Annotated in this window: 24 protein-coding genes and 3 tRNA genes; 8 read left to right on the plus strand and 19 right to left on the minus strand. The window is 42.9% G+C overall.

Going from position 1 to position 24,110, the window contains the following annotated elements; all coding sequences use genetic code 11:
- Nucleotides 1-270 precede the first annotated feature (270 nt).
- Nucleotides 271-3,960, minus strand: a complete 3,690-nt coding sequence (mfd, locus tag HRI96_RS06190) for a transcription-repair coupling factor (RefSeq protein WP_210116540.1) — start codon at nt 3,958-3,960, stop codon at nt 271-273.
- A gap of 47 nt (nt 3,961-4,007) precedes the next feature.
- Between mfd and HRI96_RS06195 the strand changes: the two genes are divergently transcribed.
- From HRI96_RS06195 to HRI96_RS06205, 3 genes are read left to right on the plus strand one after another with little or no spacing between them, the layout of a single operon-like run.
- Nucleotides 4,008-4,772, plus strand: coding sequence for a hypothetical protein (locus HRI96_RS06195; RefSeq protein WP_210116541.1), 765 nt, complete (start codon nt 4,008-4,010; stop codon nt 4,770-4,772).
- Nucleotides 4,769-5,506: a hypothetical protein gene (locus HRI96_RS06200; RefSeq protein WP_210116542.1), complete on the plus strand. Its 738-nt coding sequence runs from the start codon at nt 4,769-4,771 to the stop codon at nt 5,504-5,506. The genes HRI96_RS06195 and HRI96_RS06200 overlap by 4 nt, the downstream gene beginning before the upstream one ends.
- Nucleotides 5,506-5,826, plus strand: coding sequence for a zinc ribbon domain-containing protein (locus HRI96_RS06205; protein WP_210116543.1), 321 nt, complete (start codon nt 5,506-5,508; stop codon nt 5,824-5,826). The genes HRI96_RS06200 and HRI96_RS06205 overlap by 1 nt, the downstream gene beginning before the upstream one ends.
- Before the next feature lie 8 nt (nt 5,827-5,834).
- On the opposite strand, the gene HRI96_RS06210 is transcribed toward HRI96_RS06205, so the two are convergent.
- The 9 genes from HRI96_RS06210 to HRI96_RS06250 form a co-directional block, all read right to left on the minus strand.
- Nucleotides 5,835-5,918 (minus strand) — tRNA-Leu (locus tag HRI96_RS06210).
- A 112-nt stretch (nt 5,919-6,030) separates the two neighbouring features.
- A complete protein-coding gene (locus HRI96_RS06215; protein WP_210116544.1) occupies nt 6,031-6,894 on the minus strand; it encodes a pseudouridine synthase in 864 nt (287 codons plus the stop codon).
- Nucleotides 6,891-7,841 carry an RluA family pseudouridine synthase gene (locus HRI96_RS06220; RefSeq protein ID WP_210116545.1) on the minus strand — a complete coding sequence of 317 codons (951 nt, stop codon included), beginning with the start codon at nt 7,839-7,841 and terminating at the stop codon, nt 6,891-6,893. Before HRI96_RS06220 ends, HRI96_RS06215 begins: the two co-directional genes overlap by 4 nt.
- Nucleotides 7,828-8,331, minus strand: a complete 504-nt coding sequence (locus HRI96_RS06225; protein WP_210116546.1) for a hypothetical protein — start codon at nt 8,329-8,331, stop codon at nt 7,828-7,830. Before HRI96_RS06225 ends, HRI96_RS06220 begins: the two co-directional genes overlap by 14 nt.
- A complete protein-coding gene (locus HRI96_RS06230; RefSeq protein WP_256729170.1) occupies nt 8,328-9,077 on the minus strand; it encodes a YggS family pyridoxal phosphate-dependent enzyme in 750 nt (249 codons plus the stop codon). The genes HRI96_RS06225 and HRI96_RS06230 overlap by 4 nt, the downstream gene beginning before the upstream one ends.
- A gap of 87 nt (nt 9,078-9,164) precedes the next feature.
- A complete protein-coding gene (rsmA, locus tag HRI96_RS06235; protein WP_210116547.1) occupies nt 9,165-10,046 on the minus strand; it encodes a 16S rRNA (adenine(1518)-N(6)/adenine(1519)-N(6))-dimethyltransferase RsmA in 882 nt (293 codons plus the stop codon).
- Between the two features lie 6 nt (nt 10,047-10,052).
- Entirely contained in the window at nt 10,053-11,336 is a 1,284-nt protein-coding gene (locus tag HRI96_RS06240) for a ComEC/Rec2 family competence protein (protein ID WP_210116548.1), read from the minus strand.
- On the minus strand, nt 11,330-12,538 hold the full coding sequence (locus HRI96_RS06245; RefSeq protein WP_210116549.1) for a hypothetical protein: 1,209 nt from the start codon (nt 12,536-12,538) through the stop codon (nt 11,330-11,332). The genes HRI96_RS06240 and HRI96_RS06245 overlap by 7 nt, the downstream gene beginning before the upstream one ends.
- Nucleotides 12,539-12,577: 39 nt before the next feature.
- Nucleotides 12,578-13,549, minus strand: a complete 972-nt coding sequence (locus tag HRI96_RS06250) for a PilZ domain-containing protein (RefSeq protein ID WP_210116550.1) — start codon at nt 13,547-13,549, stop codon at nt 12,578-12,580.
- A 106-nt stretch (nt 13,550-13,655) separates the two neighbouring features.
- On the opposite strand from HRI96_RS06250, the gene HRI96_RS06255 reads away from it, so the two are divergent.
- Entirely contained in the window at nt 13,656-14,396 is a 741-nt protein-coding gene (locus tag HRI96_RS06255; RefSeq protein WP_210116551.1) for a CPBP family intramembrane glutamic endopeptidase, read from the plus strand.
- Between the two features lie 147 nt (nt 14,397-14,543).
- On the opposite strand, the gene HRI96_RS06260 is transcribed toward HRI96_RS06255, so the two are convergent.
- Together HRI96_RS06260 and HRI96_RS06265 are read right to left on the minus strand one after the other, a co-directional pair.
- On the minus strand, nt 14,544-16,385 hold the full coding sequence (locus HRI96_RS06260) for an alpha/beta hydrolase (protein WP_210116552.1): 1,842 nt from the start codon (nt 16,383-16,385) through the stop codon (nt 14,544-14,546).
- Nucleotides 16,386-16,756: 371 nt separating this feature from the next.
- On the minus strand, nt 16,757-17,683 hold the full coding sequence (locus HRI96_RS06265; RefSeq protein WP_210116553.1) for a ribonuclease Z: 927 nt from the start codon (nt 17,681-17,683) through the stop codon (nt 16,757-16,759).
- A gap of 182 nt (nt 17,684-17,865) precedes the next feature.
- On the opposite strand from HRI96_RS06265, the gene HRI96_RS06270 reads away from it, so the two are divergent.
- Entirely contained in the window at nt 17,866-18,861 is a 996-nt protein-coding gene (locus HRI96_RS06270; protein WP_210116554.1) for a hypothetical protein, read from the plus strand.
- A 150-nt stretch (nt 18,862-19,011) separates the two neighbouring features.
- Here the strand turns inward: HRI96_RS06270 and HRI96_RS06275 are convergent, their stop codons facing one another.
- The 6 genes from HRI96_RS06275 to coaD all read right to left on the minus strand — a co-directional run bounded on the left by HRI96_RS06275 (nt 19,012) and on the right by coaD (nt 21,751).
- Nucleotides 19,012-19,494 carry a YkgJ family cysteine cluster protein gene (locus HRI96_RS06275; protein WP_210116555.1) on the minus strand — a complete coding sequence of 161 codons (483 nt, stop codon included), beginning with the start codon at nt 19,492-19,494 and terminating at the stop codon, nt 19,012-19,014.
- A 95-nt stretch (nt 19,495-19,589) separates the two neighbouring features.
- Nucleotides 19,590-19,662: transfer RNA gene (locus HRI96_RS06280), tRNA-Gly, on the minus strand.
- A gap of 53 nt (nt 19,663-19,715) precedes the next feature.
- Nucleotides 19,716-20,477: a ribonuclease III gene (rnc, locus tag HRI96_RS06285; RefSeq protein WP_210116556.1), complete on the minus strand. Its 762-nt coding sequence runs from the start codon at nt 20,475-20,477 to the stop codon at nt 19,716-19,718.
- A gap of 76 nt (nt 20,478-20,553) precedes the next feature.
- Nucleotides 20,554-20,802: an acyl carrier protein gene (acpP, locus tag HRI96_RS06290; RefSeq protein ID WP_210116557.1), complete on the minus strand. Its 249-nt coding sequence runs from the start codon at nt 20,800-20,802 to the stop codon at nt 20,554-20,556.
- Between the two features lie 19 nt (nt 20,803-20,821).
- The gene (gene rpmF, locus HRI96_RS06295; RefSeq protein WP_210116558.1) at nt 20,822-21,010 is read right to left on the minus strand and encodes a 50S ribosomal protein L32; all 189 of its coding nucleotides are present in this window, start codon (nt 21,008-21,010) and stop codon (nt 20,822-20,824) included.
- A gap of 261 nt (nt 21,011-21,271) precedes the next feature.
- Nucleotides 21,272-21,751, minus strand: a complete 480-nt coding sequence (gene coaD / locus HRI96_RS06300; protein WP_210116559.1) for a pantetheine-phosphate adenylyltransferase — start codon at nt 21,749-21,751, stop codon at nt 21,272-21,274.
- 54 nt (nt 21,752-21,805) lie between these two features.
- On the opposite strand from coaD, the gene HRI96_RS06305 reads away from it, so the two are divergent.
- Nucleotides 21,806-22,390: a hypothetical protein gene (locus tag HRI96_RS06305; RefSeq protein ID WP_210116560.1), complete on the plus strand. Its 585-nt coding sequence runs from the start codon at nt 21,806-21,808 to the stop codon at nt 22,388-22,390.
- 160 nt (nt 22,391-22,550) lie between these two features.
- Entirely contained in the window at nt 22,551-23,252 is a 702-nt protein-coding gene (locus HRI96_RS06310) for a HEAT repeat domain-containing protein (protein ID WP_210116561.1), read from the plus strand.
- A gap of 135 nt (nt 23,253-23,387) precedes the next feature.
- Here the strand turns inward: HRI96_RS06310 and HRI96_RS06315 are convergent.
- Nucleotides 23,388-23,461: transfer RNA gene (locus HRI96_RS06315), tRNA-Arg, on the minus strand.
- Nucleotides 23,462-23,513: 52 nt separating this feature from the next.
- On the opposite strand from HRI96_RS06315, the gene HRI96_RS06320 reads away from it, so the two are divergent.
- A complete protein-coding gene (locus HRI96_RS06320) occupies nt 23,514-24,104 on the plus strand; it encodes a Maf family protein (protein WP_210116562.1) in 591 nt (196 codons plus the stop codon).
- Nucleotides 24,105-24,110: the final 6 nt, after the last annotated feature.

Below are 24,110 nucleotides of genomic sequence, written 5' to 3' on the forward strand. Positions count from 1 at the left end.
TAATCATTGCGGTTATTCAAGCTTGGCGACCGGCACGGCAATCGACAGCTCAATCAAACGACAGCTATTTTATAACACGGATGAGAACAAAAAACCGTAACTTTTGTTACGGTTTTTAAAGATTTACGGCACAGGAACAGGATCCGGTGAAAAATCTTTCGATCATAATGAGAATGAGCCGACCGCGACGCTCGGCCGGCTCATTATAGTAGAAATTTGCCGCCCGCTTTGGTAAAAAGCGCAGGTTCCGGCATAAAACTGTATAAAAAATCATACAATCTGATTAAGTTTCTCGCATAAAAACTCACTCTTTTCTTTTAATCCTATCTTTCCTGTAGACAATAAAATTATGTTCGGCCTGGCAGGATCCAACCTTACCCTGCCGCCGCTTGAATTTATAAGATTTAAAACCTTGTCTACGGAAATTTTTGAAACTTGGTCAAGGGTGATTTGGACAACGCCTCTTTGCTCCTTTATTGAGCTTATGGCAAGTTTTTTGCATATTATCCTTATTTCCGCTAAGGACAACAGGCTGTTTACTTCTTCCGGCACCGGACCGAAACGGTCGTTAAGTTCGTAATAGGTATTGTCAAGTTCGCTTTTTTCCTGTACGGACGCGATTTTTTTATAAATTTCCATCTTTATTTGAGGATTCTGCACATATGAATCGGGAATAAATCCCGTATATTCAAGCTCCATAAGAACTTCAGGCTGTTCGTCGTAATTTTGTGCAGTAAGACGCTGTACCGCTTCATTTAAAAGTCTTAAATACAGATCGAAACCTACGGAATACACATTTCCCGATTGATCCTGCCCTAAGAGATTTCCCGCTCCGCGTATTTCCATGTCTTTCATGGCAATCTTAAAGCCGCTTCCGAGTTCAGTAAAATCGCTTATAACTTGAAGTCTCTTCATCGCAATTTCGGACAGGGCCTTGTTTTGCGGATAAAAAAGATACGCATAGGCTTTTCTTCCGCTCCGGCCTACTCGTCCTCTAAGCTGATAAAGCTGAGAAACTCCGTACATGTCCGCCCTGTCTATTATGATGGTGTTTACGTTGGGAATGTCTATGCCGTTTTCTATGATCGTAGTGGAGATCAGCACGTGGAATCCGCCCATCTTAAATCGGCGGAAAATATCGTCAAGGGTTTCGCCGGGCATTTGTCCGTGCGCCGTATCTATGATCATTTCAGGTACAAGCTGTTCAAGTTTATGTTTGATATCCGCAAGATCTTCTACACGGTTATGAAGATAAAACACTTGCCCGCCCCTTTCAACTTCACGCCGTATCGCTTCGGCGACGTTTTCATCGGCGTATTCGGCGATCACGGTCTCTATTGGCTGACGGTTTTGAGGCGGAGTTGTCAAAAGGCTCATGTCGCGAATTTTCAGAAGGCTCATGTGCAAGGTTCTCGGGATCGGAGTTGCGGACATGGAAAGCGAATCCACATTGTTTTTCAGCAATTTAAGTCTTTCCTTATCCTTAACGCCGAAGCGCTGCTCTTCGTCGATTATCATAAGTCCGAGGTTTTTAAAAACAATGTCTTTTTGGATTATACGGTGAGTTCCTATGAGAATATCTATCTCGCCCTTTGCAAGTTTTTCAAGTATTCTTTTTTGCTCGGAGTACGCCACAAAACGCGACAGGTGGGAAATTTTTACGGGAAAATTATCGAAACGCTCCATGCAGGTTTCGTAATGCTGTTCCGCAAGAATGGTAGTAGGAGCAAGAAACGCAACCTGTTTTCCACCCATGACGGCTTTAAATGCCGCGCGCATGGCTATTTCCGTTTTTCCGTAGCCAACGTCGCCGCATATCAGGCGGTCCATCGGCACGGGACGCTCCATATCGGCCTTAACTTCGCCTGTAACGGTAATTTGGTCGGGCGTATCTTCATAGGGAAAAGCCGCTTCAAAGGCGGTCTGCCATTCCGTGTCTTTGGGAAACGGGAAGCCTTTTGCAATTTTTCGCCTTGAATACAGGTCTATAAGCCTTTGCGCCAAATCTTCTACCGCTTTTTTTACGCGGTTCTTGCGGTTTTCCCAGTTTTTACTTCCGATAGTATCGATTTTCGGCGGACTTCCTTCATTTCCTATGTAACGCTGAACAAGATTTACCTGTTCGATCGGAACAAATGCAAATTCTTCTCCCGCATACTCTATTTTTATATAGTCGCGTTCGTTTCCGAACGAGCGCACGCGCTCTATGCCTTTAAATATACCTATGCCGTAGTTTACGTGGACTATGTAATCGCCGGGATTCAACTCTACAAACGAATCGATCGCTGCGCTTTTTGCTTTGTGCAGGGATTTCGGCGCGTGTTTTCGCCGCCCGAATATTTCATTTTCCTGTATGACTTTAAGTTTTATTTCAGGAATTGAAAATCCTTCGGAGACGGCGTGAGGGATCAATACTACGGGAAAAATTTCTTCCCCGCTGAAGGAATTTTTACCTTTATCCTTGCCGACTTCGCCTTTGTCACCGGCGTCTTTTGTAAATTCTTTTAAAATTTCATTTATCCTAAGCAGCTGATTTTTATTGTCCGTATAGATAAAAATACGCCAGCCGTCTTTTTGAGCCGCTCCTATCTGTTCTTTTAGATAATTGATATTTCCGAAATACGTCTGAGACGGCTCGCATTCCATGCGGATAAAAGTATCGTTATCGATCGAATGCGGCGTAAGAAGAGTTCTGTAAAAAATGTTCTTTTTATGAAAACAAACCGCATCCGAAAATTTAAACATTATCTGATCCGGTAAAAGAACCGGAAAATTCGGCCTCGCCTTTCTGTACATGCCCATATATTCGCGGTCTATACTTTCTTGCGAATTGCTGAGTCTGTCGTAATCGTAAAAAAACACTTCCGAAGTTTCGGACAGATAATCGGTAATGCAGTATTTTTTATCCCATAAAACAGGATAAAAAAGCTCTTCGCCTTCACTTTCGCGGTAGGCGTAAAGTTCTTCAAGCAGTTTTTCTTTGGCTTTCTTCGCTTCTTCCGTAAAAGGAAGGTCTATTTCAAATCCTGTTTCACTGTCTGTTTCACGATCGTTTTCAAGGCTTGCTTTAAGTTCTTTTTTATCGTTCAATTTTTCCGAAAGGATATTTACAAGCTCGTCCGTCCATAAAACTTCTTTCATAGGATAAATCAGCAAATCTTCAACCGAGCCTACGGTCGCCTGCGTTTCGGCATCGAAGATCTTTATTTTTTCTATTTTGTCAAAATCAAAAAGAATGCGATAAGGATTTTCTTCTCCGGGAAGAAAGATATCCAAAACCTCTCCTCGCAGCGTAAATTCTCCGTGAACGGTAACCTTAGGCACGCGTATATATCCTGAAGCCGTAAGTTTTTCAGACAAACTTATTGTATCGATCTCTTGTTTTACGCGCACATGCTGCAAAAGCGATCTTATGTATTCGGGCGGCGGAACAGGAGTTAAAAACGAACGCAAAGAAGCGACAAAGATGCGCGGTGTGCACGAAATACTCGTATACGGCTTAGGACATGAGAGTTTACAAAGCACGCCGGCTCTTTCCCCGAAAACTATCGAACCTCTTGCGGTAGGCCTGTAAGCGGCGCTCCCCCACCACGGAAGCTTAAATATTTGTGCGTTCACAAACGCTGCCGAAAGATCGACGCACACGTCTTCAACGTCTTTTTCATTCGGTACGATGATTACCGTATCCAGCGAAGCGCTTTTCATTGAAAACCTTTGAGCGCCTTTCAGTGCGGAACCTTGAGAATAGCGGCCCGTTGTAGTATACTGTAAACCGTTGAGCAGTTTTTTTTGTTTTTCGGTTATATATTCGGCCGTAAAAAAAGTGTTCGCCGCTCCGTGAAGGCCTTCAATTTCTACCGGAAAAATTTGATCGTCCGTTTGCGATCTGGTTATAGCGTCTTTAAGGCATGTCCATTTTTCAAGTTGGGGAAACACGTAACTGGATAATAATGTATTCATAAAATATAACCGATATTCTTAAAAAGAAGTAAATGGGAGATATAACGTTGAAACGAACATTATTAGTCATTATATCAGTTTGTATTTTTTTTGCACAGGCGGTGTTTTCACAAGATTCGACCCCGGCCGCGACGGATCTTTCACATGCCGGCGTTTCTATAAGATTTTATGACAGAACCATGTACTATCCCAACGAGGCTAAAACGAATCCCATCTATGTGCATATAACCATAGCGAACCGCGGGCCTGAAACGCTGCGTTTTAAACTTGCCGACAACCGTTTGTTCAGCCTTAGCTTTAGGGCATTCGATGTAAAAAACAACCAATTACCCTTGTCGGAATCTTTGATACTTGCGCGGACTACGAGCCAAACCGTATTTTACAGGGACATAGCGTTGGAAGCGGGAGAAGAATATTCTTTTGTGGAAAATGTAAAAGATTATCTTCAGATAAAGGAACCGGCGATATATTATCTTGAAATGGAGTTTTTTCCGGAATTGTACAAACCCGTTTCAGCTTCGAAGCTCTTGTCAAACAGGCTCACGCTGGAAATCAGGCCGTCGCCTTCCGCTTCTGCGTCAATAGTTTTACCCATACAGGACAAAACAACTTCCATTCTTAAACCGGAATCGATCTCTCCCGATCAAATTGAAAATACCGTATATTCGCCTGTTGAAGGCAGCGTTTCCGTCATCGAGCGGTTTCAAAATACGGGATTTAAAGAGAAAAAAAGATATACCTATCATCTGCGCCGCCGTGACGGAATTTGGCAGATATATAAATACAATGTAGACAATCTGGGTAGAGAATGAAAGCGCTTATTATAGCCGACGATCCTATAGCTGTAGAACGTTTTTCAGCTGTTTTTAAAACGGCGGGATACGACGTCATTGTTTACAGATGGCTTGTAAAGGCCATAGACAATATCGAAGAAATTTCTCCTCATATCATCCTTGTAAGCGCAGTGGAATATCCCCGCCACTGGAAAACGGTTACCCAATATGCCAAAAGCGGAATAAGCGCGACAGCGCCTCAAGTAATATTGTATACGGGTAAGGATTTTTCGGAGGAAGAACAAAAAAAAGCAAGTCAGCTGGGAGTGAGGGGATTTTTTTCGTCATACGATGTAGACGGTCTTGACAAGCTGCGTGAGATATTAAAAAAAGAAAACGATATTTACGAAGGCTCTTTGAGCGTTTCCGACGACCGTTCCTCCGGTCAAGCAAAAGATGCAGCAGTGCCTACCGACCGTTTATCTGCCCCATCCGCCGCTTCCAGCAGCGGCGCAGATAAAGGCTGTGCAACTGTCGGCAACAAAACAAATTTTATTTTTACCGATCCTGCTACAAAAGCCTTTATAACGGGAAAAGTCGTATCTTTCGACGGAGAAATTATGACATTCCAACCGGATAATCACGATAAAAAATTCGATAAAGATCAAAAGATCTCGGATGCGACTCTTAAATTCAACGATCAAATATCTTCGGTTTCTGCTTTTATTATTGAAAATGATAAAATTCTGAAGCTAAAACTTGTGGCGGTGTGATGAAAGGAAAAGAAGCTAAATTTTTTTGTGAAAACTGCGGAGCGGAAGTTCCGCAGGATGCAAAATTTTGCAGAACATGCGGCAGATTTTTTACGTCGGTAAGATGTCCCGCTTGCGGCTTTATAGGCGTAGCGAATGTGTTTACAAACGGCTGTCCCAAATGCGGATATGCGGATTCCAGGCTGCATTTCAAAGAAATCGGTTTTCGGTCAAAAGACAAAAAAAAAGGCGACAGTCCCCTGCCCGTCTGGATCTACCTGTTTGTAATAGCCGGATTGCTGGGGATTATCGGCACGGTCGTGTATCTGTATACAACATAAATCGGTTTTGCCCGGAACAAGACTTGAACTTGCACACCCGTGAAGGCTCTAGTACCTGAAACTAGCGTGTCTACCAATTCCACCATCCGGGCAAAGATCTAATCACAAAAATTAGCGTGATTTACTATATAAAATTTTACCCGCCGTGTCAAGGATAAGGTTGAGGAACGATTTTACGACATACACGGCACACCCGCGCTCTCTTTACGCAAAAAAATCCGAAACGTCGAAAACAATCGTTTTTCCGGTTACGGGATGCGGAAATGATATTTTATATGCTTCGAATTTAAACATTGTTTTGCTTTTTGTAAAATCGTACAGAGGATCGCCGGCAACGGGAAATCCCGCCCAGGCCAAATGCGATCGTACTTGATGACGAAATCCCCTCGTTATCTCAGCTTCAACAAGACACAAGCGGTTTGTCTTTTCGCCTGCTGCGGTCGTCCTTTTCATATCGCCATCATCAAGGATGGCTGCCGAATCGCCTTCATAGAAAATTCCGGCCATGTCATTTTTTATGTCGATTTTTTTTAAATAGACCGTAGTGGAATAAATTTTCTTTCCGCTCTTTTTTAACGCGGCCGTTCCGCTCAAAGCCGTGACGGGTCGCACCTGCTTACGATCCGGTCCGAACGGACGGAAACTGCTTGTTATTTCAAGTTTACGTTTTTCAAGCAATAATTTATGCATTTCGCCGGTGGGAGGAAAATTTCCAATCAGATCGGGGTTTTTGGGAGAATCTTTACACACTGCGCGATAATACTTTACAAAACGATCCTCCGCCTGAGCTCTTTGCAATGCCTCGTATGCGCTCTGGGTGGATGCAATTAAAAGAAGCCCTGACGTTTCGGTATCAAGGCGGTGCAAAAGCCCTCTTTCGCAGCTTTTTTTACCGTTTACGTTAAGAATTTCAGGAAATCGTTTTGCCGCTTCAAAAACCGCATTGCCCTCGCCTCCTTCCTTAAGCGGCGCCGACGCAAGTCCCGAAGGTTTGTACAGAATCAAAAACGGATCGGAGCCGCTCGGTTCGTTTAAAAATTCTATTTGAGTGAAGCGTTTGAAAGTCATGTCGTCACGATCTCTTTAGCATATTTACAATGCAGCGTCTTTAAAATCCGTTTAAAGCGGTCAGGAATTTTTGCATAAAATTCCGAATATTTTTTTTCGCCCGGCAAAAGAAGTCTCAAAAATCTTGAATGCAGCATAAGAGAGGCGGACGGAAAAAGCTCTTCTTTTTTCGAGTTGTATATAGGGTCGCCGAGAATCGGACATCCTATGTATTTTGAATGAACCCTTATCTGATGAGTTCTTCCTGTCTTTAACCTGAAGCGCATCAAAGAATAGCCGCCGTAGCAGGCTATGCAAAAATAAACCGTTTTTGCATACTTACCCTCGTTTGTTCCGGTTACAGCTTTAAAACGCTTTCTGTCGCCGGGATCACGGATTATCCGGGTGCTGATGCACCCTCCCCTGTGCGGCGGACGGCCTTTAACCAAGGCTACGTATTCCTTTAACACAAGTCGCTTTTGAAATTGCTTTTGAATAAAATCTTCCGCAGCCCTTGTTTTTGCGGTTATGATAACGCCTGAAGTGTCTTTATCCAGACGGTGAATTATTCCCGTTCTCCGTGAATAAGCATCGTTTAAAACATTATCTTTATTCCAATGATAAAGGAGAGCGTTTACAAGAGTTCCCGACCAGTTGCCCGCCGCAGGGTGCGTTACAAGACCTTGCGGTTTGTTTACTACTGTAACTTGGTCATTTTCAAAGATTATATCCAGAGGAATATTTTCAGGTGCGATATTTTCAGGCACGGGATCTTCCCATTTTATGCTTATGCCGTCCCCCGCTTTTACAGATGAAGACAGTTTTGCATGCTTCCCGTTAATAGATATTTCCAAAATACCGTTTTTTAATTTTGAGCGGTTCATGTCCGGTATGTTGTCGGCTGCGTATTGATCAAGTCTTTGAGTGCCGCAGAATTCCTTCGGTACTGTTAAATTAAAAAACGACACTTTCCATTCCGCCGTACAAATATGCGTTTTGCATATCCGGTTCCGTCCTGCCACGCTCAGGCTCGCCGTCAAAGCTTATGCTTATCGGATTTGACGCTGCCGTAATTTTTTGACCCTTTTTCCTGGAATTATTTAGCGCCATGTTATAAAAAAGATCCGTCAAGCCTATGCTAAGGCTTATGACGCCCGAAGCGGCTATGATCCGTTTTTGTTCGTCCGTATCGAGATTTGCGGCTTTGGAAGTTTTTGCAAAAGGATTCGGGGCGTATTCCGAAGAAAAACCGTGATCATAATACCTGAAAAGCGAATAGCCGAGCGTCGTCGCCAGAGTTACGAAAGGAAACGATCCCAATGTGATGATCTCAGTTCTTCGAAGATTTACGATCCAATGAGGAAATTCATCCTTACCGTAGGGCACGGCCTCGGAAGATTCGGAATACAAAGCGAAGGTTAAAAATAAAACAAACGCAAAGCATACGGACTTTTTCATTTTGCCTGATACTCTCTTTCGCCGAAGATCGCAGTGCCCAATCTCACGAGAGTGGAACCTTCTTCAATCGCAATTTGAAAATCATTTGACATTCCCATCGAGAGTTCTTTAAGAGGAAAATCAGGATAGTGTATTTGCATTTTTTCAGCCGTATTTCGAAGATCGCAAAAAGATCTGCGGATTAGACCTTCATCTTTCGTAAAGGGCGCCATAGTCATAAAACCTTTAGGACAAACATGAGGCGCCTTTCCTTGTGCGCAGTACAAAAGCGCTTTTTCAAGTTCGTCTATCGTTCTAAAACCCGATTTTGATTCTTCTCCGGTGTGAACTTCAAAAAAAACGTCTATCTTTTTTTCAATCTTTGAACACTGCTTTTCTATTTCTTCGAGCAATTCAATTCTGTCGACCGATTCGATGCAGGAAGCTATCGCGATTGCGTTTTTTGCCTTATTCCGCTGCAGGGATCCTATGATATGCAATTCTACTTTTTTTTCCGACTGAACCAGTTTTTCAAATTTTTGCACGGCTTCTTGGACGCGGTTTTCACCGAATAAAAACTGCCCGGAATTTACGGCTGCAAGCACGGCGTCAAGAGGATGAAATTTGCTTACGGCTTGCAGCTTCACACAGCCGGAAGGTCTTCCTGATTGTCTTTCTGCGTCTGAAATCTTTTCACGAAGAAACTTGAGATTTTCTGAAATTCTGTTTTTCAAATCCATAAAATAAACCGACCGTAATAAAATCATATTTTGCTGCACGTTTTAATGCGCCGCTTAACAGGCGCAGCGTCTTTTAACTCCGCGTTTTCTTCAAAAACTCGTTTTATAGCTGTTTTAATGCGCAGCCTTCTGCCTTTCACTCCAAATCGCATCGGACAAGGCCAGTAATTTTTCTACGCCGAGCCTTTCCGCACGGATATTGTCGTCAATTCCTACGCTCGAAAGCACGCGGGAAGCGTCCTTTGCATCCGAAAAAAAACCGCTTAAATTGTTTTTTACCGTCTTTCTTCTTAAAGAAAACAACGCACGCTGCAACTTTACAAAAAATTCAGGCGCCTCGCACCTAGGAAATTCGGCTTTAGGCGTCATAATAACCGCCATAGAATCAACGTTCGGGCGCGGCCAAAAATTTCCTCCGGCAAGAGTTATCACCGGCTTAACGTCATACGCCCATTGGCACAATACGGAAAGCGACGAATAATCTTTTTCACCGGGAGAAGCAAGAATTCTTTTTGCGACCTCTTTTTGTACGGTTACAAGCATTTTGTCAAAACGCACGCCTTCTTCGATAGTATCTCCTATAAGCGTTGCGGCAATATTATACGGCAAATTTCCGAAAAAACAATCGGGCTTTCCACTGTTTTTTAATTCCGCCTTCCATGTTTTTAAAACATCCCCTCTGACTAAAGAAAAAGTTCCTTTGCGCTCATAGTCAAAAAATAATTGTTCCAAGACCGACAAAAACCCTCTGTCGATTTCAAAAACCGTTAAATTTGCACCTCTAAGTAAAATTTCCTCCGTCATGGCGCCAAGTCCAGGGCCTATTTCCCAAACCCGAGTGCCCTTTTCCATTCCTAAGGCGTCGACAAGCGTTTTTCTTGCGTTGGCGTTCACTAAAAAATTCTGTCCGAATTTTTTCCGCATCGCCATGTCGTTTTTTTCTAAAAATTCTTTTAAAGCGGAAGGCGAATTATAATCAAGACGTAATACATTCATTTTAATTTACACATAAAAAGCGGGCATTTTTGAAAAAAAGATTACGGGAATCTTTACCGCATAATACAACAATTGCATAATAACACCAAAGGCGGACGAAAGAAAAGGCAAAAAGAACGATAAAACTATGAACAATAGTCCGAAGTACATAAAAGCCGTAACCGCAGGCGAAACGATGATCGTCGCGACGGTACAAACAGGCATAAAGGATTTAAACACGAAAAGCGAATAAGGAGCCGTAAAAATTTGGGCGCCCAGCGACGATGAAAAATTGGATGAAATAAGCTCGGGAACATTATGCATGATCGCCGGTTTTATTACCTCGCCGAAAGTCAGTATACCTGCGAGCGCTCCGTATGAAAGTATAAACGCCTGAAAAAAAACATGTTCGGGAAATATTAATACGTGCAGCAAAAACGCCCAAGAAAGTATGTGAAGCGGCCGCGGCCTTGATCCTGCAAGCGATAAAAAAAGCATTAAAGAACTGCATAAAAGCGCCCTAAAAAGAGACGGTGAAATTCCTGCAAACCACACGAAAAAAAGAATAAATGAGCTTTGCAATAAAAACTCGATTTTTTTATTCTTTGCCTTTTTGCCCAAAAAGACGGCTATGCCGGAAAATAAAGACAAATGCATCCCCGACAGGGCCATTATATGCGACAAGCCCGCCGCTTTAAAAGCTTTTGAAAGGTTGTCATCTACATATTCTCTGGAGCCGGACAGGAGCGCAAGCAAAAGCCCTCCCGCTTCGCCCCACGCAAACATGAGTCTTTTAAATTGCAATCTGCACATAGCTCGAAAATACAAAAGCCGCCCGTAAACTCCGGCTGAAAAAGGTTTTGTAACAATATTTTGAACGTAAAAAACATCGGAAGAAAAATATCCTGATAGAATAAGGTTTGTGCCGTCTTCAACAGGAATTCCGACATCATTGCCGTTTACAGTATCGCTTTCGGTATACAGTTTACCGGGATACCATTTTTCAACAAATTTTTCAGGAATATACGCTTCGACTCTTCCTTTGCCGCTGCAACGCACCCCGTCTTTGTTTTCGACCAAAAAAACATCCAAAGTTACTTTATAAAATTGCCTTTGCTTAAAAGGATTTCCTTTTACTTTTCCGTAAAGCACACAGATCGAATCTTTTTTTATTCCCGACGTAAAAAAAATTCTTTTCGCAGAAAAAACGCCGGAATTGGAATAAATTACTAGGGAACACAAGAGCGCCGATAAGACGATCGGGTTAAGCAAAAATCGTAATTCGGATTTTTCAGTAAAATCGTTTACCATTTAAGTTTTGTAAGGGCGCTCCTAGCTTCCGCTATGACACTTTCAGGGTAATCAAGATAAGTTACGAATAAAAGCTGATCGAACGCCGTCTTGCTTCCGAGTCGCCCCAACGTCCTTACTACGGCAAGCATAAGATCCTCGGACGGTACGCTGCCTTCTTCGGTTCTCTTATTCAATTCACCCAAATATTCGGTTAAGGCCTTTGACGATTCCGCCGTAGAAATGTTTGAAAATCCGTTTATGATCTTTATAAACTGGGCTTCGCTGATTTTGGACGCTTCATAATTCTTTTTTGACTGCAAAAAAAACTTTACTATGAGAGACGAAGCTCTAGTCCAATTGTTTTCGACCATAAAACTAAACGCTTCCATTTCCAAATCAAGCAGGGCTTTATCGTCTCGGCCTTTCAATATATCTAATGTTTCAAGTAGGATATTTTCTGCAATTTCAGATTTAAATGACGAAGATATTTTAGGACTGTTTTTTATAAGGTTAAACAGGCTGGACATCTGATCGACGTCCGCATTGTTTATGATCTGAAGTATTTCGGTAAGCGATCTGTCAGCAGAGTTTTCTATGGAAGTTTTTATATCAACCGCTAACTGTGAAAAAACGGGAGACTGCAGGCACTTATATAAAACGTTAAACGACGAACCGCCGCCTATTTTCCCTAAAGATATTATTGCAGCCTTTTGTACGTCGGAAACTTTCTTTTCTTTTAGACTGCCGGCAAGGAATTCGGAAATGAACCGTACGGAATCTTCAGACGGTACAACTTCATAAAACTGAACGATCTTTTCAATGACGGAAATTCTTATGGTGGTATCGTCAAAAAGTGAAAACAGTTTGTAAAGCTTTGAAAGTGTCGAAGAAGGAGGCTCCGCATCGTTTGACTTTTTTCCGGCGTAAGAATCGGCGACTGCGTCTTCCGTGGCGGGCAATGCAAGAATCCCCGTAACCGCAAGGGCGTTAAATTCCCTGTCTTTCGTGCCTATTTCGGACACGTTTTCCAGCACAAAATCTACGGTTTTTAGAGAAATATATGCGGCCTCTTTTCCGGAAGATTTTTTTACGGCTGAAATTTTATCTTCGATATTTCCCTTAATAAAATTCTTTATGTTACCGTTTTCCTGTGCAAAAAACGGCACGGCCGACACAAACATCATGATAAAAAATATGTTTTTAATTTTTCCACTTTTCATACAATTTCCTGTAATTTCCTGCTTCGTTTTCAATAAAATTCAATCGCCGGTTTCGTCAGCTCCCGTCTGAGACAGAGCTTCCATAACATATTTTTGTTCCTGCGGCATAGTATTATACACGAAAGCCATGATTTTGTTACGCATTTTAGGTGAAATACTTACGCATTCAAAGTGAAGATGCGACTGATTTAGAGTCTCGTTAAATTCGGCAAAACGGATTACGCCTGACATAACTATCTCTTCGGAGTTAATAAAAAATGTAAGCCGTATCTTTACGTTAGAAAGTCCTTTTCCGCCTATCCTTATCAAAGCCCCTGAAGTAGAAACGTCTTCCAGCATACAGCGGTAACCTTTTTCTTTAACTTCAGACTGACGGGAAGTTTTTTTAGGAAGCAAAAAAAGGGTGGCCGGAATATCGCACGCGGCTCTCAAAGTCTTTCGCTTTTGTATTCTAAAAAGATTGTTGCTGTGAGGAATATACAATACAGGCTCTTCTCTAAAAGTTCCCGAAGCCAAAACCTTCGTGTCGAACACATAGTTGGCGTCGTTTTTCCGCCAAAGATATACTGTAATATCTTTTTTTATCCAAAGAACCCTGTTTACATTGCCCAAATCCTTGTTCCGGCGCACAGGCGTTTCTATTGTAAGTTCGTGAAGATTATTTACGATTCTTGAAACAAATACGCCGTTTTGCGGCAGGATGATGACGATTTTCTGCCCTATGCTGAGTTCTCTGGTGGAATGAATCCCTTTCTTTTTATCGGAGGAATCGATACTTTTGCTTATTTGAAGCTCATACAGCTTTGAAAGAAGATCCTGCATCGAAGCGGAATTTTCAGTCCCGCCGGCATCAGACTTATCGGTAAGCTGTAAAACACATTTTGCGATCGCTTCCGCAGATTCAAACAGGGATTCGGGTTCTGTAGCTTTAATGCTTAGAGAATACCGCCATAAAATCAGCAACTGCGACAGTGAAAATCCTCTGTCAAAACCGGCCGCAAAAAATTTCATTTTCTTTCCCGAAAGAAAATACAAAAAAGAAAGAGAAGCGGCGACAGAAATTAAAACAACGGCGGCAATATACAAAACGACTCCGAATTTATATTATCTTATCATAATGTATATTAAAAAACACTACCTTGTCATGGAATTCGCTTTTATAGCCGCCTTTTGCCTTCTGCCCCCTCTTTTTAAAGGCCCTGAACAATACGCTTTTCCGGGCATATTGTCATATCTGTGTTCTTTTTGCATTTCAATATTTTTATATTTTCAATTAAATCTTTACAAAAAAACGAAAAAGACGGAACAGTATAAAAAAAAGATACGCTTTAGTGCTAAAGATTACTCGGGAATTTTGAAATTCACTCTTAATTCATCTTATTTTTTTTTAACGTTCGGAACGCTGATAGTTACGGCGGTATGCATAAATATTTTTACCGTCTGCTTATCAAACAGGGCGTTTTCGATCGATCTTGCGCCCGGAGCAAACGCTGCAGATGCGGCAAATGCGGCCGCCATGATACCGGCGTTTTTTGTAAGCGCGTTTTACGAAGAAGTCATGTACAGGATGGTTTTGCCCGAATTTTTATACTGTTTTTTTACGAAAAATCAGCGCACGGCATGCCGCAATAAGCGTGATACCGCCCGTTTTTACGTCACGGAACTTGTTTCAGTACTTGTATTTGCGTTTTCACACAGGTACGCCGGCTGGGCTTCGGTTCTCAATTCCTTTATAGCGGGAATAGCGCTAAGAAAGTGCTATCTTAAAAGCAAAAACATTTTTACGGGCTTTGCGGCGCATTTTTTATACAATGTCTTTATGCTTTTCCTCTTGTCGATGGCGCATGGCCGAAGTTAAGCGGAAACCGGCGCCAATCGCTACCTACGAACAGCGGATCCCGGTGACGAACGGTTTCACTTCACCGGAACCACGCAAGCATACGCATCGGTCGTTCACCCGCCTTATCTTCTCAATCTTTCGCCGCAAGGCCATCAGGATATTTAATCAATAACTTGCCGCCACATATGCGCCGCCGCCGAGCATGGTCGTGGTGTTGGCAACGGACATCATCGTAATGATTATTGCAATTACAATAGCTGCCAGGTAAGGATTCTTTGTTTTCTTATACACCGCTCTGGAAATAAACGGCGTTATGAAAAGGAAAAATATCGGACCGTAAAGCCATATTCCGCTTATCATTTCTCCTTCGTTTGCATACCATTTGGGCAGTCCTGTAACAAAATAGGTCAGATACTGAATAAGCACATAAACAATTGCGCCGCCCGCGTTGAAAAGGCCGAAAATCGCAGTGTTGAACCTGCCTCCGACCTGATTGAAGTTAAAGCAGTTGCAGGAAATCGAGTTGACGACATAGAAAAACAGGAAGAAAGGCAGGAATCGCAGTCCTATATTCACCTTGTCCGCGTCAAAAGCTTTAAACGTCAGCACCCAGAACCTGAAATCCGTCTTGCAGAAGTAGTCGGCGGCGAAAAGAATAAGAAAAGCTAGCGTTACCGTTAAGAGTGAAAGCTGAACAGTTTTCCAGATCTTTGCACGGGGCATCTTTATGCCCTCATCTTTTGCACAGAAGCCGGATTTCTTTCCTACAAAGAAGTACCATACCGACAGCATCACAATGCAGAATACTCCGCTCAGCGCCGACCAGATTCCGATTGTAAGGGGCCCCGTCTGATTAAAAAAAGAAGTTGTTTTTGAATAGATGTGATCTATGCTCCATTTATAGCTCAAGGCGGAGAACAGAGCGCCTATGCACAGAGGCGCCCAATACCAAATAAGCGCCTTTTTTTCTATTGTTTTAGGTTTCGCTTCTTCATCTGCCTTTAAAACGGCAAAATAGTTTGTTTCTACCATAAAATTAATAAACGCTACGACGAACAAACCTATCCCTATGAGCCCCAAAAGGTTAAATGCCGCCTTTGCCTGCCACACTTGGTTATTTGCAGGAATTGGATTAGGCGCGGGAAATACCTTTTCAAAGAATTTGATCGCAAAAGCCACCGCGGTCGTTGAAAAATGGACGCGCGGATGCGTCGTATTATTCTGATATATCGAGCGGTAGTTTGTCTCCCCGTCCGTTGTAAGTTCATACATTTTTCCGCTTTCCACCTCCGCCGTGGCAAGCGGGCCGTGCCCAAAGTTGACGAAGTTTTTTGCTCCTCCGGTTTTCAAGAATTCCGCCGGATAGATCGCATTGCCTTTATCGTCGGCATAGTAATAGAATTCGTCATATTTGGACTGGATGATACCGACGGAACGCTTGTCTCCGTACTCGTTTATACAGTCGTGCCCTGCGTCGTCCACCCACAGCGAAGCCTGCAGAAGCGCCGCCTTTACCAGGGGCTTCTCCTTTTCGTTATCCACCTGAATTTCCATGTTGATACCTGCGGAGGCGCCGGAAGAATGTCCGGTCATACCGATCCTTGAACGGTCGACATACGGCAGGGTCGCGGCAAGCTCTACGGCGGCATCCGTGCCGACGCCGGCAGTAAACAATCCCTCATCCGTCGTCGCCTCCGAATCTCCGTGGCCGTGCATATCGGCTGCAATAACTACATATCCTCGGCGGGCAAATTCTACGGAATACAGATCCTGCATTTCCTTATTGTTGTACCAGCCTTCTATGGTGATTATACATGGCGCGGGATTTTTAGGCGTAGCCGTGTTCGGTTTGTAAAGCTGTACGCTCACTTCATATCCTGCAGAGTCTACCAGCCTTAATTCCGACACTTTAACCTTGCCCATCGACGTCTGTATGGCGGACGTTACAATAACGCTTATAAAGCACATCGCCAATGCGATAACCAGCCATGTTTTTGCTTTTTTCATAGTTTTTTACCTCTCCTTTTGATTTTTCATTTAGCCGGCGGCGGCAATAAACTTTTCGAGCTGCCTTAGACCGTCTCGAGAGCCCGCCTTTATGTGACTTTAACAATAATTGTACCACGCTATGAAGGCTCTTTCAAACTTTTTTGATTGCTTTTTTGCCTCGCGGCCGAAAATTGCAGGACAAATCTTTGATAAAACGCCTTACTGTATAAAATTTCATACATTTTAAGACAGTTTATATCATACTGTATAGAATATTATACTACTTAAGACTTTTTGTAGCTGATGTTTTCAGCTTTTCCGTCTACGAATGCGCCGGCTTCTCCCTCAAAAATTGAACGCCAATGTGGTGCGCATTTAAATAAACCGTTTCAATCTATGTAAGGAATTTCAAACCTCATGCGGTCTTTTGTAAGTTCCGCTCCGGGGAAAATCTGCTTCGCTTCGTTCAAAAGACCTTCAAGGTCTTTGTCAGTATATCTGGGACTATAGTGAATCATCGCCATGCGCCGTACTTTCGCGTCACGCGCAACCGTTGCAGCCTGTCTCGCCGTCATGTGTTTTTTTTCACGCGCCTGGTCCGAAACGTCTTCCATAAACATACCTTCGCAGATCAAAAGGTCGGAACCGGTCACTTCTTTAGCTATCGAGGGTATGTACAGCGTATCCGTAACATAGCTGAATTTTCTTCCGCTGCGTTTGGCTCCCATCACCTGTTCGGGAAGCACCGTAGAACCGTCTTCCGCAGTAACCGCTTGGCCCGCTTGCAGTTTTGACCATAAGGGGCCGCGGGCAACTTTTAATTCTTTCGCCTTTTCAGGATTAAATTCCCCGGGACGGTCAAGTTCTTCAAGAGTATAGCCTACGCAAGTTTTTGTGTGCTGAAGCGGAAAAGCTCTTATATAAAACCCGTCGCCTTCGTGAACAACGCACGGAGCTGAAATCTCTTTTACAACTATCGTGTAATTTATGTACATGTCCAAAACTTTTCGGCTCGTTTCAATGTACTCTGCGATTTTCGGAGGGCCGTAAATATACAAAGGCTCTTTGCGGTCTACCTGAGACGAAAGCATCAGAATTCCCGGAAGTCCCGTAACGTGATCGGCATGCGTATGAGATACGAATATGGCGTTTATCTTTTTCCATTTAAGATTAAGGCGCCTCAAGGAAACCTGCGTTCCTTCACCTCCGTCAAATAAAAAAAGATCGCCTTCCCGTCTGAGTAAAACGGACGTCAAATGCCGGTAAGGAAGCGGCATCATTCCTCCGCAACCTAAAACAAACGCTTCCATGTTCATAGTCCTTACTTTACATGAAATAAAATGTTTTTACAATTATCGGCTCGGCGCATGACCGCGCGCAAACGTGTCTCTGCCGGCGGCATAAAAAAACTTGCATATTTCAAATAGTGAATTATACTGAAACCGGGTTTTTACAGATCGATTTGTAAAAAGCATTTGCAATATACTCAGGAGGAAAAATGACAAAAATCACTAAAAAAACGCTTGCGGCGTTAACAGCCGCTTGTTTGTTTACCGCCGGTATAGCAGCTCAGCACATCGGCACGGAATACAGGTTAAAGAAAGTGGTGGAAGTTCCGGGACGACAAGGAATCGCGGCGGATAAAGATTTCTTTTACGTATCCGACACGCGAGGTCTTTACAAATTCGACCATAATTGGAAGCTTGTAAAAAAACGCGTTCAAACTAAAACAGACGGTTTGTTTCCAAATCCCGAACAGGCAAATCACTTCGGCGACATAGATGTTTTTGACGGAAAAATCTACACAGGAAATGAAAAATTCGAATACGGCCGCGGATACAACATTGCAGTTTCAATATACAGCGCAGACACGCTAGAATGGATCGAAGACATACCGTGGAGTTCCGAGTCGGGACAGGTTGAAGTTTCGGGAGTCGCCGTCGATCGTGAAAAAAACCTCGTATGGCTTTCGGACTGGGTAGACAGCCGCTATGTATACGCGTACAGCCTTGAAACAAAAAAATATTACACAAAAATGCAGTGCCGGCCCGAACCGTACTGGTGTCAAGGAATCTACATTGCAGACGGAACGATGCTGTTTTCCGCCGACGACGGAGAATCCACATATCACATTGCAGACTGCATCTATAAGGCTGACGTTTCGGAAGTTCCGTACACAGGACTCGTTTGGGGAACGGAAGTCGTAAAGGAAAATCCGTGGAGCGTAAAACTTGAAAACGGCAAGTGTGTAACGCGTAGCGGATATATAGCCGGCGGCGCATTTGCAAAACCCTTAACCCTATTCAGGGAAATGAAAGATTTCCGTCGCGCCGGCGAAATCGAGGGCTTGACGATAGATCCTGTAACGGACGATCTGCTCGTTCTGAACAACCGAGGCACACAGATAATACTCGGCATGAGCCAAGGGCCGTTTAAAAACGAAGGATACACAAAAGAAATTCATGAAGTCTATATCTATGAAAAGATAAAATAAGGCTTTACCCATTCAGGCATCACATGGGGCTGCAAAAGTTTATTACTTTTGCAGCCCCTTTTGCCTAAAATCATTCAATTCAAGCGCACAAACATTATAGGCTCTGTCGGCACAAAACGGATAAGACGACGGTATCGTTTTTGCTTTCACTTATGTTCCGTTTTGTTCTTTACGGATCAGTTTTTCGACTTCTTCTTTTTTGAGCGGAATATTATCGTCATAGGCTTTTTTATTTCTTTCTATTTCTTCAATAGTCCGAAGCGCTCCCTTATTCATTCCGGGGCAATCCTTTGCGCATTCATCCCATGTTTCCCTGTCACATATCATCCATGACCAAAACGGGTAAGTGGAACACTGAACGGGTCTCGCTTCATATGCGGTACACCCTTTGTCCCACAGCACGCAGTCATAGTTTTTATTTTCAAGCAGGGAAAGAACTTTATCGCCGTGATAATAATCCGCCCACCGGCATTTTTGTTTTACGAAATCCGTAACCGACAGCTTAAAAAAATTACAGAGAGACATTAAATCCTTATAAGAAAGATATACGAAACCGGGTGAATGACCGCAACAAAAAGAACAACGCTGACAGCTGAACTGCAATCCGTCCTGATAAAATTTTTTATTTTCCATAAAGTGTGATAAAACAATCAACAGCACCGCACCGAAGACGCTGAACCGTCCGCATGAATAAAAAAAGCCGTCCTTTAGATCGGACAGCTTTTAAAAGCGGATGAAGGGAGTCGAACCCTCGTCTTCAGCTTGGAAGGCTGAGATAATAAGCCGTTATATGACATCCGCAATAAAACAAGCATTACGCCTATTGAACAGATTATCTGAAATAAAAAAAAAAGTCAATATTTTATTTTTTCATCAGCGACGATCTTTTCGTATGCTATTTTTGCGGCGTTCTGTTCTGCCTGTTTTTTGCTCTTTGCGGAAACGGGCCCGTATGTGACGTTTTCAAGGCTGACGCTAACGTTAAAAGTTTGGTCGTGATCCGGCCCAGTCTTGCTCACAAGCTTATATTCGGGATAAGAACGGTATTTTTTCTGGCATAATTCCTGCAAAAGCGATTTATAATCCTTTACTCCCTGATTTTGCTGTATCTTTCGCACTTCAGGGATTATGAACGAAAGGACGTATTTTTCTACGGAAGCGTATCCTGAATCCAGATAATATGCGCCTATTATCGCTTCCATGCAGTCCGCCAGAATCGAAGGGCTTTCAAATTCCTTGTTTATTTCGGCGCCTTTTCCCATGATCAGCATTTTATCGATGCCGAATTTAAGCGCTATGGGAGCCAAGGTTTTTTCGGAAACGACGGCCGATTTTATTTTAGACAGATCCCCTTCGCTCTTTTCGGGCATATCCTTGTACAAAAAAGACGCCGTTACCGTTCCCAGAACGGAGTCTCCTAAAAATTCAAGGCGTTCGTTGTTGTAATGTCTGTGCGGCCTTATCTCATTCGAATATGAACGGTGATGAAAAGCCAGATCCAGAAGTTTGTAATCATTGAATTTCAAACCGGTTATCCGGCAAAAAAATTTGAGCTTTTTTAATCTTTCGGGCAAAACAACAGGGGCGATTTTAAAAAAATCTATTATCTTTTTCATTTACAAAAAAAAACACAGGCCTGACCGAATATGACGGAGCCTGTGTCCTAAATCAGCAAACAAATTTTATAAGACTTTATTTACCTTGCTTTGCAAGTTCAGCTTTGATGAAATCATAAGCGTCTTTTACAGTCTCAAAATCATTTGCCTTTTCATCCGGAATAGTGACCTTGAGCTCCTCTTCGATCGCATAAACAAGTTCATACGTGTCAAGGCTGTCTGCTCCCAAATCACCGCGGAATGTTGATTCCAAGGTTACCTTACTTTCATCGACTTCCAGCTTTTCTGCAATAAGCTTCTGGATCTTGCCAAACAATTCGTCCATACTTTATCTCCTGATAGTTTTAACCGTTCGTCTCAGGCGTAATCACCTGTCGTCCTCTATAGAAACCGCATTTAGGACATACGTGATGCTGCAATACAAGATTCCCGCAATTGCCGCATTCGACAAGCTGCGGGGCATCCAAATGCATATTCACTCCTCTGCGTCTCCGGGAAACGGCCTTAGAAGTTTTCGCTCTAGGTACTGCCATATTTAAACCTCGCTATAAGTTTATAATTCACCAATATAACAGGAAAAATACTACAACAGATTTAACCTGAGTGTCAATGCATTATACCTTATTCTTTAATTTTGTCAAACACTTTTTAAAAAAATGTCATAAAAAAATCTAATGTTTATTTTAAGCGGCACAAACAGCGCCGCTTAAAAACACTAAAGAACGTTTTATTCGGCGGAGAGTCACTACCCCGCCGTCGCTTGAAATCCAGCTGTGAATTTACGGCAAGTATGTTTATTTTGAAAATTTTTTATACAGAGCGTTTGCGACAATCGGAGGAACCATTCCCGAAATATCGCCGCCGAATTGAGCCAACTCCTTGATCGAGCTGGACTTTACGATAGCATAACGCTGTTCCGACGGAACAAACAGCGTATCTATTTCAGGATTTAGGGTATGATTCATCATTGAAAGGTCGAATTCATACGCAAAATCGTTGATATTCCTTATTCCCCTCAAAAGCACCTTCGCGCCGTTCTTCTTTGCATAATCCACTATAAGGCAATCGCACGTGTGAACCGAAATATTTTTATAATCTTTAAGAAGATCTTCCATCATTGAAACCCGCTCTTCAGCCGTAAAAAGATAATGCTTGTCTGGATTGACTGCGACTACAACGTCGATGGAATCGAACAGCCTGCTTGCCCGTTCTATAATGCTTAAGTGTCCGTAAGTTGGAGGATCGAACGATCCGGGAAGTACTGCCGCCGTCATTATCAATATGATACCAGATTTGACGAAAACGCTCAAGCATAGTATCATTTACGCATGAAAAACTTTTTACTCTGCATGATAACCGTATTTTCGGTTTTATTTTTTTCCTGCGTGTCAACCAAAACGGCCGATTCCGCGCCGGCCGCAGAAAAAAACACTACTAAACAAAGCACTGCTGCGGAGAGCGCGCAGACGGTGACAAAAGAAGACGAAGAATACAATAAGGCCATAAGCGAAATGAGCCCTTCGTCTTCAGTTTCAAAAGACACTTTTGAAGCGGATCGAAAGGATATTTTGTCGCTCATAGAAAGTCTTGACGCTGTCATGGCGAGAAAGGACTTCAACCGATGGAAAACCTTCGTCGAACCTTCGTCATTGGCTTACTGGCAAAACCCAAGAAATTTGGCAAAGGCGTCAAGCCGGCTCCCCGTAAAGGGTATAACGATCAGAACCCTTGAGGATTATTTTAACTATGTTTTTATTCCGTCAAGAAAGGGCCGCGTCGTAGACCAAATCCGATACATCAATTCGGAATCCGTAAAAGCGATACAAGTCACTAAAGAAAATTCCGTTATCGTGTATTATAATTTTATAAAGACCGGCGGTCGGTGGCTCATTCATTTGCCTGAAATAGAATGACGATCTTTACAGCGCGTCATCGCTTATTGCATATTGTGCGGCCGCGTTGTTTACTTGAATGCGATTGTTTGGTATATTAATTTGATCGTGTTTTGATGTGCAATTTGTTTTAATTGCCGATAATGTTTTATAGAAAACGGCTTATTGTTTTGGAGGATTTATGACATTGATAAAAAGAATTGCAGTCGGCTTCGCCGTGTGTTTTTTTGTATGCGCGGGACTTTCCGCTCAAAAACAGGAACAATCCGTTGAAAGCGAATATTTAAGCAGTATGGAAGATGTCATCATTACCGAGTTGGCAAATTCAGACCAGCGCGACAATAAATTTGTGGCGCTGCAGTATCTTGAAGACGCTATAAATGAAGGAAGAGCTACGCCTGATATGGCGGCGGCTCTAGATCAGCTTGCGGGAGAAGGCATCACAACGCAAAGCAAGACGAACGGACGCCTGATGAACAATTATCCTGACGTACGCAAAAAGGCTTGCGATCTTCTTGCAAAAGTTCCCACAAAAGAATCGAAAACTACTTTGGTAAAAATCGCTCTGGCGGACAACGAGCCTATGGTCATAACAGCGGCTATACGCTCTTTGGGCGAAATCGGTATGAACGACAACGACGAAGTTGTAAATGTTATTGCCTTTGCAAACCGCCACAACCAGACGATGAACCCTGCCAGCAGCATGGCGCTTGAAGTTCTAAACGCGTATGAAAAACTCGCTCCGTCGGTATCCGACCGGTCGGTTATGCTGGAATCAATCGGAAGAATCGCTACTGACTACCGCTACGTTACTCCCATAAGAAAAAGAGCTATAGAGCTGTTGACTAAGATGAAGGGAGGCGCCGGCAATAAAAAACAGTGATCGGTGTGTAAAATCAAAAAAAACTGTCCGAAAGCTCAAATTTCGGACAGCCGTATTTAAATTACAAAAGGCTGCCGTTACGTTAAAAGCGAACTTCGATTTTTTAAGTGCGCTTTGATCAGGGCAGCCTTTTTTTGAGAGATACGCGATTCGAACGCGCTACCTTCAGCTCCGGAGGCTGACGCTCTATCCAGATGAGCTAATCTCTCAAGGTAAAATGACCATATAAATATTCAATAAAAAAGTCAAGCGAGGATTCTTATGGAGTCTATAATATTAGCTTCGTCTTCTCCCAGACGGCAAAGCATTTTGAAAATGTTAAACATCCCGTTTCAGGTAATTATTCCCGATATAGACGAAAACATAGATAAAAGCGGCAATGTTTTTAAAGTCCCTGAAAAACTTGCGGTAAGAAAGGTTGAAGGCTGTATAAATATGCTGCCGCGGCAAAGAAGCATTCCGTGGATACTCGGCGCGGACACTATGGTCTGCATGGACGGTGAATTATACGGAAAGCCTTCCGGCGCGGAAGAAGCGGCAAAATATTTAAATGCCCTGCAAGGGCGGCAGCACTTTGTCATAACATCGATAGCTCTTTACAACGGAAGGCAAAAAAAGATCGTAACGTCGACAAACATCACGAAGGTTACGTTCAGCAAGATGGACGATAAGGAAATAGAGTGGTATGTAAAAACCGGAGAATGGCACGGAGCCGCCGGAGGTTACAGAATACAGGAACTCGCTTCCTGCTTTATAAAAGAAATCGAAGGATCTATGAGCTCTGTCGCAGGCTTGCCTATTTCCAATCTTTATGATATTTTAAAATCTCAAGGCTATTCCATTCTTGAATAGCTTTGC

The organism is Treponema parvum, assembly GCF_017893945.1.
Taxonomy (GTDB): domain Bacteria; phylum Spirochaetota; class Spirochaetia; order Treponematales; family Treponemataceae; genus Treponema_D; species Treponema_D parvum_A.